This window comes from Streptomyces sp. NPDC102467, assembly GCF_044765445.1.
Lineage (GTDB): Bacteria > Actinomycetota > Actinomycetes > Streptomycetales > Streptomycetaceae > Streptomyces.
The window spans coordinates 1-12570 of the sequence record NZ_JBIWKA010000045.1 but is presented as its reverse complement, the minus strand read 5'-3'; the positions used below and the strand labels follow the sequence as shown (position 1 = coordinate 12570).

Below are 12570 nucleotides of genomic sequence, written 5' to 3'. Positions count from 1 at the left end.
GGGGGTGGGGGGGCCCCCGGTCGCGCGCCCCCCCTGCCCCCTCGGTCCTGCCCAACCAACCCCCGCCCCGGTGCTTAGTTTGGCCGCTCAGGGCCCCCCCGGGGGGGGGCCCCCCCCTTCTCCGGCGTGGGGGTTCAGCGGGTTCCGGACTCAGAGGTCCCGGCAATGCGTCTCAGTACGCGCTGTTCACGTTGTCGATCGAGCCGTACTTGTCAGCGGCGTAGTTCGCGGCGGCCGTGATGTTGGCGACCGGGTTGTAGATGTCCGACGAGGTGCCGTCGACGTGGTACGCGTCGAACGTCGGCTGGATGACCTGCAGCAGGCCGATCGACGGCGTGCCGTTCTGGGCGTTGACGTCCCAGCCGTTCATGGCGCTCGGGTTGCCCGTGGACTCGCGCATGATGTTGCTGTACAGCCCGTTGTACGTGCCCGGGATGCCCTTGGACTTCATGATGTCGAGGGACTGCTTGATCCAGCCGTCCAGGTTGTTCGCGTAGACCGGCTGGCGGGCGGCGGCGCGGGAGGCGGCTTCCTTGACCTCGCGCTCCTTCTTGGCCTTGGCGTCCGCGTCGGCCTTCGCCTTGGCATCCGCGTCCGCCTTGGCCTTGGCCGCGGCGTCGGCCTTCTTCTTCGCCTCGGCCTCCTGCTGGGCCTTGATCTTCGCGGCGGCCTGCTTGGCCTTCTCCGACGCGCCGGCCTGCTGGTCGGTGACGCTCGCCTGCACGTCCTTGATCTGCTGCGTGCCCGCGTTCGTCGTGAAGGCGACGGGAGCGGCGGCGACCGTCTCGCCCTGCGCCTGCGCCTGCGAGTCGTGCGCCGGCACCAGGGTCACCGCGAGGGCCGCGGCACCGAGAGCGGCGACGCCGGCCATCGAGACCTTGTGGGTCCGGGTCAGCTGACTATGGCCGGGGAAGCTGTGCTTGGACATGGAGACGGGGACCTCTCGGAGAACGGATCCGCTCACCGACCGAATCGGACGGGCTGTGTTTAGGACACGAACGCCCCGGGTAGAACCGGGCGGCGTTGAGCGACGAGGGTCATTGTTAGCGGCCGCAAAATTCTGTGGCAAAGGTGTGACGTACGAAGTCAGGTAGTGGATCAGGCGGTGGAAAAGGGACACGTCGAAGGGGGCCGGAAGCCGCCTCGCGACTCCCAGCCCCCGAACAGCCCTGAAATCTAGGTCCCGCGCTCACCCACTAGGGCCCTTCGTACGTGATGTGCGCCCTATGCGCGGCGTCACATCACGTCACTGCCGATCTCACCATCAGTTGCCATTGCAACGCGCTGTGTGAGGCCCCTCCTCCGGAAGGATGAGGTGCACGTCGCCGAACTCGTGCCACAGATAGAGCCCCCGCAGCGCCTCCTCGTACGTACGGCTCACCGCCGCCCGCCCCGCGACCGCCTCCAGCATCAGAAGATGGGAGGCCTCCGGCTCGTGCAGCCCGGTCAGCAGGCCGTCCACCACCCGCACCCCGCGCTCAGGCCTCACGACGAGCTCGGTCCAGCCGCGCGCCGCCCGCACCACCCCGTCGTCGCCGACCGCGGACTCGACGGCCCGCACGGCGGTCGTCCCCACGGCGACGACCCTGCCCCCTCCCGCCCGCGCCGAGGTGATGAGCCGCGCCGACGCCTCCGGCACCTCGAAGCGCTCCCCATAAGGCGGCTCGTGCGCCTCCGCCGACGCCACCCCTGTATGCAGCGTGATCGGCGCGAACTGCACACCCCGGCTCACGAGCCGCGCCACCATCCGCTCCGTGAACGGCCGCGCCGCACTCGGCATCTCCGCGCTGCCCGCCCCGTCCCCGTACGGCAGCGCGAACACGGTCTGGTAGACGGACAGCGGCTGATCCCGCTCCGTATAGGAGTAGCGGATCGGCCGCCCGTACCGCCGCAGCAGCCCCGGCACGTCCCCGGCCGCCCGCGTCCACCACAGCCGCTCCGAACCCGCCGCCACCGGCTCGTCCCACACCAGTCCTACGCCGTTGGGGAGCGCCACCGACGTGCCCGCGGGCCCGCCAGCGCGCGGCCGCGTGGTGCCCCGCGCGTCCGGATCGCGCAGCTCGACCGCCCAGCGCCCGTCGTCGCCACGGGTGGAGAAGTGCACGACCACGCGTGCGTGCCCGAGGCTTCCGTCCACGGCGGCCGCCAGCGTGGGCGAGGTGTTCACGACGAGCAGGTCCCCGGCCCGCAGCTCGCCCGGCAGCTCGGCGAAGCCGCGGTGGGCGACCTCCGTGCCCCGCGACACCAGGAGGCGCACCGATGACCTGTCCCGCCCGGGCCCCCGCTGCTCGGCCGGGACCCGCGCCGACAGCTCCTCCGGGACCCGCAGCGCGAGCGTCATCGGGACTCCAGCAGGGAAGGCGCCGCGTACCGCCCGCTCGCCGGCCGCTGATCCAGCAGGCGCAGGAAGACGGGGACCACGTCCTCGGGGTCCGGCACCCCGCTCAGGTCCTCGTCCGGCTCCGCGGCCGCCAGCATGTCCGTACGCATCCCGCCCGGATCCACCGCCCACACCCGCAGACCGGGCTCCTCCACCGCGAGCACCGCCGACACCTGGTCCAGAGCCGCCTTCGTCGCCCCGTAGCCGCCCCACGTGCGGTACGCCTCCGACGCCGCGTCCGAACTCAGGTTGATCACCGCCCCGGCCGGCGCCTCGCGCAACAGCGGCAGCGCCTCCTGGAGCAGCCCCAGCGGAGCCACCACATTGACCTCAAGGGCTGCCCGGAAGTCGTTGAGCGGATGGTTCTCGAGCGGCACCAGGGGCGCCGCACCCAGCACCCCCGCATTGTTCACCAGCAGATCCAGGCCCCCCAACTCCCAGGATGCCGCGATCAGTTCGGCCCGGTGCCCGCCGTCGGTGACATCGCCGGGCAGCGCGGACACCTTCCTGCCCCGCCTGCGCAACGCGGCGGCGACCTCCTCCAGCGGCTGTGCCGACCGCGCGTCCAGCACGAGATCCCAGCCCCGCTCGGCCAGCGCCGTGGCCAGCGCCCGCCCGAGCCCCCGCGAAGCCCCCGTGATGATCGCTACTGCCATGAGAACCGTCCCCTTCGATCCGCCGTCCCTGCGTGCTGTCAGCAACGTAGGAACGCGGGGGCCCGCGGCACCTCGTGCGCGGGCCGCAACGTCCCAAGGACCTTCGGCCTACGTCCACGGCCCCGGTCGACCGCCGCCCCAGGTCGGATCCGCCCTGTCACACCCCGCCGGTACGGTGAGGTCATGAGTCACGGTCCACGGACAGGACTGGCCGCGGTGAGCGCCGCGTTGCTGGCCATGAGCAGGCACCTGGAGGTGCGCGACGTCCTCAAGACGATCGTCGCCTCCGCGCGCGAGCTGTTCGACGCCGAGTACGCGGCGCTCGGAGTGCCCGACGACCACGGCGGCTTCGCCCAGTTCGTCGTCGACGGCGTCAGTGACGCGCAGTGGAAGGCCATCGGCCCGCTGCCGCGCCAGCACGGCATCCTCGCCGCGATGCTGCGCGAGGCGCGCACGGAGCGCCTCGCCGACGTCCGCGAGGACCCCCGCTTCGAAGGCTGGCCGTCGGCCCACCCGGAGATGTCCGACTTCCTGGGCCTGCCCATCAAGGACGGCGACGAGACGATCGGCGCGCTCTTCCTTGCGAACAAGAGGTGCCCCAAGCCGCAAGGAGGCTGCGGCTTCACGCAGGAGGACGAGGAACTGCTGCGGATCCTCGCCCAGCACGCCGCGATCGCCCTGACCAACGCCCGGCTCTACGAGCGCAGCCGCGAACTCACCATCGCCGAGGAGCGCTCCCGGCTCGCCCACGAACTGCACGACGCGGTCAGCCAGAAGCTGTTCTCGCTACGGCTCACCGCCCAGGCCGCGGCCAAGCTGGTGGACCGCGATCCCGCCCGCGCCAAGGGCGAGTTGCGCAACGTCGTGGAGCTCGCCGCCGAGGCCACCGAGGAACTGCGGGCGGCCGTCGTGGAATTGCGCCCCGCGGGCCTCGACGAGGACGGCCTGGTCGCCACCTTGCGAACCCAGATCCAGGTCCTCGACCGCGCCCACACGGCCCACGTCACCTTCGCCACCGGCGGCATCAGAGCCCTGCCCGCCGCGCAGGAGGAGGCGATGCTGCGCGTCGCCCAGGAAGCACTGCACAACGCGTTGCGTCACTCCGGTGCGGAGCATGTCCAGGTGACGGTCGACAAGCGCGGCGCGGGAGCCGCCCTCCGCGTCACCGACGACGGCGAAGGCTTCGACCCCAAGGCGATACGCCGAGCGGGACGCCACCTCGGCCTGGTCTCCATGCGCGACCGCTCGAGCGGCGTCGGCGGCCGGCTCACAGTGGAATCAGAGCCCGGCAAGGGCACCACGATCGACATGGAGGTCCCCGGTGGCTGAACCGATCAAGGTGCTTCTGGTCGACGACCACCAAGTGGTCCGCCGGGGCCTGCGGACGTTCCTGGAGGTCCAGGACGACATCGAGGTCGTCGGCGAGGCCGCGGACGGTGCGGAAGGAGTCGACCGCGCCGAGGAGCTGCGGCCCGACGTCGTCCTCATGGACGTGAAGATGCCGGGCATGGACGGCGTCGACGCGCTGCGCAGACTTCGCGAACTGGCCAACCCCGCGCGCGTGCTGATCGTGACCAGCTTCACCGAACAGCGCACCGTGGTCCCGGCCCTGCGCGCCGGAGCCGCCGGGTATGTGTACAAGGACGTCGACCCCGACGCACTGGCCGGCGCCATCCGCTCCGTCCACGCGGGCCACATCCTGCTCCAGCCCGAGGTGGCGGGCGCCCTGCTCTCCCAGGAGACGAACAGCGGCCAGGGGCGGGGCGGTTCGCTCACCGAGCGGGAGCGCGAGGTCCTCGGCCTGATCGCCGACGGCCGGTCGAACCGGGAGATCGCCCGTGCCCTCGTCCTCTCCGAGAAGACGGTGAAGACCCATGTGTCGAACATCCTGATGAAGCTCGACCTGGCGGACCGCACCCAGGCCGCCCTGTGGGCCGTACGGCACGGCGCCGCGGGCTGACCGGACACGCTCCGGCGCACTACTGCACGTCAGCGGGAGCGGTTGCCGTCCGGTGAGAGATTCATACTGTCGTGTATGTGTCCTCCATTTGGCGCAACCTGCCGGACCCCGCCGCGTTCTCCAGTGCGTGCTGCGGCGGCTGGCCGCGGCAATCGCTAGGAGGATCCTGAAGTGAAGAACCTGAAGAAGGCCGCGGCTGTCACCCTCGTCGCAGGTGGCCTGGTCGCCGCCGGTGCCGGTCTCGCCTCCGCCACTGACGGTGCGCACGCGGTCGGCAAGGCCGTCCACTCGCCGGGCGTCGGCTCGGGCAACCTGGTCCAGGCCCCGATCCACATCCCGGTGAACGCCGTGGGCAACAGCGTGAACGTCATCGGCGTGCTGAACCCGGCCTTCGGCAACGCCGGCTTCAACGGCTGACACAAGCTCAGGTCCCCAGGACCACCGGCCTCCCGGGCGTGCCCCGGGGGCCGGTCTGTTCTCTCCCCTCCGGGCTTTCCTCTCGAATTCTTTCGAACGAGGCGCCGGGCGTACGCGGGCCGATTGATCCGATCGGGCGTATCGCGCGGCCCGCCCGTTGCGTCGCTCCGGCCGGGACGTTGCTCACGATGCGGCTCGCCTTTGGGGCCGGAACGCACCATCTGGAGGAACACTTCTCATGAACATCGCCAAGAAGGCCGCTCTGGCCGTAGCCGTCGCCGGTGTCGCCGCGGGTGCCTCGGCCGGTGCCGCGGTCGCCGACGCCGGGGCCCAGGGTGCGGCCACGAACTCCCCGGGCGTGATTTCGGGCAACCAGGCCCAGGTGCCGGTCCACATCCCGGTGAACGTCACGGGCGACTCGGTCAACGTCATCGGTCTGCTGAACCCGACCTTCGGCAACACCGCGGCGAACGACTGAGGTTCTCCGCTGCCGAGCAGGCGCACCGGAGCCCCGCGGACGGAAGTCCGCGGGGCTCCGGCTGTTCCACCCCGTTGCGCAGACCGGGCCTCACCCCCGCTCCCGCTCCTCCACGAACGCGTTGTACGCGGCAACCTGCGCCCGCCGGGCCGTCCGCTCCACCGGCCTGAGCGCCACCGCCCGGGCGCCTATCTCCGACGCGCTCACGGCCCCGCCGTGCCCGCTCTCGTACGCCACATCGACCAGCAGCTTCACCCGCTGCGCCAGCTCGAGTACCCGCACGGCGCGCGGCGGATACCCGGGCGCAAGCGCCTCCCGGCCCCGCTCGGCCCGGGCCCGGTACGCGTCGACGGCGGCATCGGCCACCGGCCCCGACCCGGCCACGTCCAGCCGCGTCAGCACCTCCGTGGCTTCCCGTAGGGCCTCCGCCAGTTCCCGCTCGGCCTCGCCGAGGGACGGCACGTCCGCCGGGGGAGCCTCCCGCACCGGCAGGCAGTGCCAGACCACCTCGACGTGGACATCGCCGTCGGGCCCGGCCTCGTACACCTCAGGAACCAGCCCGAGCGCCGCCCCGGAACAGACGACCGCCTCCTCGGCCTCCACGGCCCGCGCGTTGAACTCCGCGGGACCGCTCAGCCCCAGCGGATGCCCCGGCGCGGGCAGCGCGACCCGCAGCCCGCTCACCCCGAGGGCCCGCAGCCGCCCGAGAGCGAGCGTCAGGCCGACCGGGCCCGCCTCGCCTGGGACCCCTTCGACGCGGTGCACCGCGTCCTCCCCGACGATCGCGAGCACCGCGTCATCAGGCGCAATAAACCCGGCCAAAAGGGCATTTCCCCATGCCGCGAGCCGTCCAGAGCGTGGTTCCGAGAGCATGCGTCCCACCTTAGAAGCCCCGGATGACGCCAAAACCCCGACCGATGGAATGGACGACCGGACCAGTGGCGTAGGTTTTCCCTGGGGGCTGCGTCCAGCGCCGAACAAGCCGAACCTCTACGGACGCACGCGAGACGGCCGAGACTGCAATGGGAGACAACGCGCTCATGAGCGATGTGCTGGAGCTGGAGGACGTATCCGTGGTCCGCGAGGGCCGGGCTCTGGTGGACCAGGTCTCCTGGTCGGTGAAGGAGGGCGAGCGCTGGGTCATCCTCGGACCGAACGGCGCGGGCAAGACCACCCTCCTGAACATCGCCTCGAGCTACCTCTTCCCGAGCAGCGGCACCGCCACCATCCTCGGCGAGACCCTCGGCAAGCCCGGCACGGACGTCTTCGAACTGCGCCCGCGCATCGGCATCGCCGGCAACGGCCTGGCCGAAAAGCTGCCCAAGCGCCAGACGGTCCTGCAGACCGTGCTCACCGCCGCGTACGGCATGACGGCCGGCTGGCAGGAGCAGTACGAGGACATCGACGAGCAGCGCGCCCGCGCCTTCCTCGACCGCCTCGGCATGAGCGAGTACCTGGACCGCAGGTTCGGCACGCTCTCCGAGGGCGAGCGCAAGCGCACCCTGATCGCCCGCGCCCTGATGACCGACCCCGAGCTGCTCCTCCTGGACGAGCCCGCCGCGGGCCTCGACCTGGGTGGCCGTGAGGATCTCGTACGCCGCCTCGGCCGGCTCGCCCGCGACCCGATCGCCCCCTCGATGATCATGGTCACGCACCACGTCGAAGAGATCGCCCCGGGCTTCACGCACGTCCTGATGATCCGCCAGGGCAAGGTCCTCGCCGCGGGCCCCCTGGAGCTGGAGCTCACCTCCCGCAACCTCTCCCGCTGCTTCGGCCTCCCCTTGGTCGTCGAGCAGCGGAACGACCGCTGGACCGCGACGGGCCTCCCGCTCGGCTGACGGCCACTTCCGGCCGCGTGGACCGATCGTCCCCTGTCGGCACGGCCGTCCGCGGATCTACCATGACCAGGTGGCAGACATCGACGCATGGGTGTGGTGGCTGATCGGGGCGGCCGCGCTCGGAATCCCGCTCGTCATCACCGCGATGCCCGAACTCGGCATGTTGTCCGTGGGCGCCGTCGCCGGCGCCGTCACGGCCGGACTCGGCGGGGGTGTGGTCCTTCAGGTCCTCGTCTTCGCCGTGGTCTCGTGCGCGCTGATCGCCGTCGTACGGCCCATCGCCGTACGCCAGCGGACCCAGCAGCCCGCACTGGCGACCGGCATCGACGCCCTGAAGGGCAAGCAGGCCGTCGTGGTCGAGCGCGTCGACGGAAGCGGCGGCCGGATCAAGCTCGGCGGCGAGATCTGGTCGGCCCGCACCCTGGACGGCGAGGCGGTGTACGAACCCGGCCGTCAGGTCGACGTGGTCGACATCGAGGGGGCCACGGCGATCGTCATATGAGCCTGCGGGTGACCTGAACTTCCCCCGCCACATGGGCGGTTCTGACAGACTCGATCAGCAGGAACCCATGATCTTCCGGCGGGACGGCGCCGGAAGGACGACGGCACGAAGGGCACAGGAGACGCGATGTCAGCGATCATCATCGTCCTGATCATTCTGGTGGTGTTGGTCTTCATCGCCCTGATCAAGACCATCCAAGTCATCCCACAGGCGAGCGCGGCCATCGTGGAACGCTTCGGCCGGTACACCCGCACCTTGAACGCGGGCCTGAACATCGTCGTCCCCTTCATCGACTCCATCCGCAACCGCATCGACCTGCGCGAGCAGGTCGTGCCGTTCCCGCCCCAGCCGGTGATCACCCAGGACAACCTGGTCGTCAACATCGACACCGTCATCTACTACCAGGTGACCGACGCCAGGGCGGCCACCTACGAGGTGGCCAGCTACATCCAGGCCATCGAGCAGCTCACGGTGACGACCCTGCGCAACATCATCGGTGGCATGGACCTCGAGCGGACCCTGACCTCCCGCGAGGAGATCAACGCGGCACTGCGCGGCGTCCTCGACGAGGCCACCGGCAAGTGGGGCATCCGCGTCAACCGCGTCGAGCTCAAGGCGATCGAGCCGCCCACCTCCATCCAGGACTCGATGGAGAAGCAGATGCGCGCCGACCGTGACAAGCGCGCCGCGATCCTCACCGCCGAAGGCATCCGCCAGTCCCAGATCCTCACGGCCGAGGGCGAGAAGCAGTCCGCGATCCTACGGGCCGAGGGTGAGGCCAAGGCGGCGGCTCTCCGCGCGGAGGGCGAGGCGCAGGCCATCCGTACGGTCTTCGAGTCCATCCACGCCGGAGACGCGGACCAGAAGCTGCTCGCCTACCAGTACCTCCAGATGCTCCCGAAGATCGCCGAGGGCGACGCCAACAAGCTCTGGATCGTTCCCAGCGAGATCGGCGACGCCCTCAAGGGCCTGAGCGGCGCCATGGGCAACTTCGGCCCGATGGGCGGCGGCGGACAGACCCCGCCCGCGCCGTCGAAGGAACGCCGGGAGCAGCCCCCCATCGACTGAGACCTGGCTTCGAGCACAGCAGAGCGGGGGGGGGGCCGGGGGGGGGGGGGGGCGCGCGGGGGGGGGGGGGGGGGGCGCCCCCCCCCCCCCCCCCCGCGCGCCCCCCCCCCCCCCCGGCCCCCCCCCCGCTCTGCTGTGCTCGGTCGGCTACGCCGCAACCTTCTGCTGCCCCAGCCATACCGGAAGCCCCGCACGCCCGTCCGTCCCCAGCGACAACAGCATCGCGTCGGCGGGCGTCGGCTCGAACGGCTGCCGCAGCAGCGGCATCCCCGCCTGCTCCGGCGTCCGGTCGGCCTTGCGGTGATTGTCCTCGGCGCAGGACGCCACCGTGTTCAGCCAGGAGTCCGCGCCACCCTGCGACCGGGGCACCACGTGGTCCACCGTCGTCGCCCGCCGCCCGCAGTACGCGCACCTGTGCTGATCCCGTACGAGCACACCCCGCCTCGACCACGGCGCACGTCTTCGGAACGGCACCCGGACATATCTGCAGAGCCTGATCACCCTCGGCACCGGTATGTCCAGGGCCGCTCCCCGCATGCGCAGCTCGGGGTGGGCCTGCTCCACGACGGCCTTGTCCTGAAGCACCAGCACGACGGCTCGGTTCAGCGTCACCGTCGAGAGCGGCTCGAAGCTCGCGTTCAGCACCAATGTGTCCCGCACCCTGCCCACCTCCCGTACGCAGCGGATCACCCCTCGGCGTCCGTGCGTCAACTCTGGCCGCGCACGCCGAGATGGACAACGCAATAAAAAAATGCCCGCCCCTGATCAATTCCAAGACCAGGGGCGGGCAAACGTCCGGTGAACGCTAGCTCTCCGCGGGAGCCGCGTACTCGGCGATCACCTGCGCCCGCGCAAGCGTGTGGAACCGCAGATTGAAGCCGACGAACGCCGGCGGAGCGTCGGCGTCCGGCCCGAGCTTCTCCTGATCCACCGCGTACACGGTGAAGACATAACGGTGCGCGGGATCCCCGGCCGGCGGCGCGGCACCGCCGAACTCCTTCGTCCCGAAGTCGTTACGGACCTGGACGGCGCCCTCGGGAAGCCCCTCGAACGTGCCGCTGCCCGCTCCCGCGGGCAGCTCGGTCACCGACACCGGGATGTCGAAGAGGGACCAGTGCCAGAACCCACTGCCCGTAGGCGCGTCCGGATCGAAGCACGACACGGCGAAGCTCTTGGTCTTCGGCGGGAAGCCCTCCCACCGCAGGTGCGGCGAGGTGTTCCCGGCCGCGTGGACCTGCGCGTCGTCGAGGACACCACCCGGCTCGAAGTCCTCGCTCACGACGGTGAACGACGGCACCTGCGGATGAAAGTCATGCGGGAGCGGCGCCCGCTCGGGCTGCTCGGTCACGACGACACCTCCTGGATCACGGATCTCACAGAATCACGGGTTGCACAGAGCCTTGACCCTGAAACCTAGAACCAGTTCTTCCGGCTGCCGACCTCCGACAGCCACTGGTGCAGATACGCCGACCAGTCGGTGCCCTGGAAGTCGTTGTGCCCGACGACGAACGAGCGGAACGTGTCACTGCCCTCGCTGAACAGGCCCGGCTTCTTGTCCATCTCCAGTACGACGTCCATCTCCCGGTCGTCGGCCACGAAGCTCAGCTCCACCTGATTGAGCCCCCGGTACTGCTGCGGCGGGAAGAACTCGATCTCCTGGTAGAACGGCAGCTTCTGCCGGGTGCCCCGGATGTGCCCACGCTCCATGTCCGCACTCTTGAAGCGGAAGCCGAGCCCGATGAAGGCGTCCAGGATCGCCTGCTGCGACGGCAGCGGATGCACGCTGATGGCGTCGAGGTCCCCGGAGTCCACCGCCCGCGCGATCTCGAGCTCGGTGGTCACGCCGATGTTCATCCCACGCAGCTGCTGCCCGTCGATGGTCGTGACCGGAGTCTCCCAGGGGATCTCGAGCCCGAACGGCACCGCGTGCACCGCGTTCGCCTGCAGCTGGAACGCGCCCCCGAGCCGCACCTTGGTGAACTCGATGTTCTGCTTGGTCTCCTGCTCGCCGCCCTCGACCTCGACGCGCGCCTGCAGCCCGACGGACAGGCCCTCGATCTCCTGGTCGACGGAGCCGCCCTGGATCCGCACCTCACCCTGCACGACTCCACCGGGCACGACATTGGCCTCGGTGAGCACCGTCTCGACGGACGCCCCGCCCGCACCCAGACTCGCCAACAGTCGCTTGAAGCCCATGTCTCGATCTCCTCCGTAGGTGAACGTTGATCTCGCGAGGACCGAACCTGCTGGTCCTGCTGGTCCTGCTGACTACAAACGCCGTAGACCGGCGCCCGGTTCCGCAGGCCCCCAGCTCGCCCGTTCCGTTACCCTCGGACGGCATGATCGCGGCCCCTGACCGTACGCCCCTGACCCACAAGTTCTTCGACCGCCCGGTCCTGGACGTCGCTCCCGACCTCTTGGGCCGCACCTTGGTACGGCACACCGCCGACGGCCCGATCGAGCTCCGCCTGACGGAGGTCGAGGCCTACGACGGCGCGAACGATCCCGGCTCCCACGCATATAGAGGACAGACCGCACGCAACAGCGTGATGTTCGGTCCGCCCGGCCACGTGTACGTCTACTTCACGTACGGCATGTGGCACTGCATGAACCTGGTGTGCGGCCCGCCGGGCACAGCGAGCGGAGTTCTCCTGCGCGCCGGTGAGATCACCGTGGGCGCCGAGTTCGCCCGCAAACGTCGTCTATCGGCCCGTAAGGACAGAGAACTGGCCAAAGGCCCTGCGCGCCTGGCCACCGCCTTGGACGTGGACCGGACTCTCGACGGCACGGACACCTGTACCCCCGCCGACTCCCCGGTGACGATCCTGCACGGCACCCCGGTCCCCATTGACCAGGTACTCAGCGGCCCCCGGACCGGAGTCGCGGGTGACGGCGGCGTCCATCCGTGGCGCTTCTGGATCGCCAACGACCCGACGGTCAGCCCTTATCGGGCGCATACTCCGCGCCGGCGCCGAGCTTGACGCGGTCTTGCGGGATCCGTAATGTGGTCCGAGCCGCTTGACCGGGTATGGCGCTCAGCCAGCAGCCGGAAGCGGCCAAACCACTACCTACGACTTCCCTCAGCGGGGATCATTTCGGCGTGCCCGCATGCCTGAATTGAAACTCGCGAAACTCAATTATGAGTTGCCGGGGGAATCGGCTAACGTAGTGAACACGCCGAAAGGCAAAGGCCCCCAACGGCCACCGGAAATGAAATCCGAACCGGAAACGGAACGGAAAACGGATCTGGTAAGGTTGGAAACACGAAGGG

Annotated in this window: 15 protein-coding genes; 8 read left to right on the top strand and 7 right to left on the bottom strand. The window is 70.2% G+C overall.

All coding sequences use genetic code 11. The features are described 5' to 3' along the window. Positions 1–172 precede the first annotated feature (172 nt). The 3 genes from ACIREE_RS41845 to ACIREE_RS41835 all read right to left on the bottom strand — a co-directional run bounded on the left by ACIREE_RS41845 (position 173) and on the right by ACIREE_RS41835 (position 3036). On the bottom strand, positions 173–928 hold the full coding sequence (locus ACIREE_RS41845; RefSeq protein ID WP_404164746.1) for a transglycosylase SLT domain-containing protein: 756 nt from the start codon (positions 926–928) through the stop codon (positions 173–175). Between the two features lie 336 nt (positions 929–1264). Continuing rightward, positions 1265–2341 carry an S-adenosylmethionine:tRNA ribosyltransferase-isomerase gene (locus ACIREE_RS41840; RefSeq protein ID WP_404164744.1) on the bottom strand — a complete coding sequence of 359 codons (1077 nt, stop codon included), beginning with the start codon at positions 2339–2341 and terminating at the stop codon, positions 1265–1267. Then, on the bottom strand, positions 2338–3036 hold the full coding sequence (locus ACIREE_RS41835) for an SDR family NAD(P)-dependent oxidoreductase (protein WP_404164741.1): 699 nt from the start codon (positions 3034–3036) through the stop codon (positions 2338–2340). The genes ACIREE_RS41840 and ACIREE_RS41835 overlap by 4 nt, the downstream gene beginning before the upstream one ends. 183 nt (positions 3037–3219) lie before the next feature. Here ACIREE_RS41835 and ACIREE_RS41830 point away from each other — a divergent pair, with 183 nt between their 5' ends. The 4 genes from ACIREE_RS41830 to ACIREE_RS41815 all read left to right on the top strand — a co-directional run bounded on the left by ACIREE_RS41830 (position 3220) and on the right by ACIREE_RS41815 (position 5891). After that, positions 3220–4365: a GAF domain-containing sensor histidine kinase gene (locus ACIREE_RS41830; protein ID WP_404164739.1), complete on the top strand. Its 1146-nt coding sequence runs from the start codon at positions 3220–3222 to the stop codon at positions 4363–4365. Next, on the top strand, positions 4358–4996 hold the full coding sequence (locus ACIREE_RS41825; protein ID WP_404164737.1) for a response regulator: 639 nt from the start codon (positions 4358–4360) through the stop codon (positions 4994–4996). Before ACIREE_RS41830 ends, ACIREE_RS41825 begins: the two co-directional genes overlap by 8 nt. 171 nt (positions 4997–5167) lie before the next feature. Beyond that, complete coding sequence (gene chpE / locus ACIREE_RS41820) at positions 5168–5413, top strand: chaplin ChpE (protein WP_404164735.1); 246 nt, start codon at positions 5168–5170, stop codon at positions 5411–5413. Positions 5414–5651: 238 nt separating this feature from the next. After that, the gene (locus tag ACIREE_RS41815; protein WP_404164733.1) at positions 5652–5891 is read left to right on the top strand and encodes a chaplin; all 240 of its coding nucleotides are present in this window, start codon (positions 5652–5654) and stop codon (positions 5889–5891) included. Between the two features lie 90 nt (positions 5892–5981). Here ACIREE_RS41815 and ACIREE_RS41810 read toward each other — a convergent pair whose 3' ends face one another. Next, a complete protein-coding gene (locus tag ACIREE_RS41810) occupies positions 5982–6764 on the bottom strand; it encodes a hypothetical protein (RefSeq protein ID WP_404164731.1) in 783 nt (260 codons plus the stop codon). A 167-nt stretch (positions 6765–6931) separates the two neighbouring features. Between ACIREE_RS41810 and ACIREE_RS41805 the strand changes: the two genes are divergently transcribed. From ACIREE_RS41805 to ACIREE_RS41795, 3 genes are all read left to right on the top strand, one after another. Next, positions 6932–7729 carry an ABC transporter ATP-binding protein gene (locus ACIREE_RS41805; RefSeq protein ID WP_404164729.1) on the top strand — a complete coding sequence of 266 codons (798 nt, stop codon included), beginning with the start codon at positions 6932–6934 and terminating at the stop codon, positions 7727–7729. Between the two features lie 70 nt (positions 7730–7799). After that, positions 7800–8231: an NfeD family protein gene (locus ACIREE_RS41800; RefSeq protein ID WP_404164727.1), complete on the top strand. Its 432-nt coding sequence runs from the start codon at positions 7800–7802 to the stop codon at positions 8229–8231. A 126-nt stretch (positions 8232–8357) separates the two neighbouring features. Continuing rightward, the gene (locus ACIREE_RS41795; protein ID WP_404164725.1) at positions 8358–9299 is read left to right on the top strand and encodes an SPFH domain-containing protein; all 942 of its coding nucleotides are present in this window, start codon (positions 8358–8360) and stop codon (positions 9297–9299) included. A gap of 147 nt (positions 9300–9446) precedes the next feature. Here ACIREE_RS41795 and ACIREE_RS41790 read toward each other — a convergent pair whose 3' ends face one another. From ACIREE_RS41790 to ACIREE_RS41780, 3 genes are all read right to left on the bottom strand, one after another. Beyond that, positions 9447–9959, bottom strand: coding sequence for an HNH endonuclease (locus ACIREE_RS41790; protein ID WP_404164724.1), 513 nt, complete (start codon positions 9957–9959; stop codon positions 9447–9449). Between the two features lie 145 nt (positions 9960–10104). Beyond that, a complete protein-coding gene (locus tag ACIREE_RS41785; protein WP_404164722.1) occupies positions 10105–10647 on the bottom strand; it encodes a YbhB/YbcL family Raf kinase inhibitor-like protein in 543 nt (180 codons plus the stop codon). Positions 10648–10712: 65 nt separating this feature from the next. Further along, positions 10713–11495, bottom strand: coding sequence for a sporulation protein (locus ACIREE_RS41780; protein WP_404164720.1), 783 nt, complete (start codon positions 11493–11495; stop codon positions 10713–10715). A gap of 143 nt (positions 11496–11638) precedes the next feature. On the opposite strand from ACIREE_RS41780, the gene ACIREE_RS41775 reads away from it, so the two are divergent. Beyond that, positions 11639–12280 carry a DNA-3-methyladenine glycosylase gene (locus tag ACIREE_RS41775; protein WP_404164718.1) on the top strand — a complete coding sequence of 214 codons (642 nt, stop codon included), beginning with the start codon at positions 11639–11641 and terminating at the stop codon, positions 12278–12280. Positions 12281–12570 lie beyond the last annotated feature (290 nt).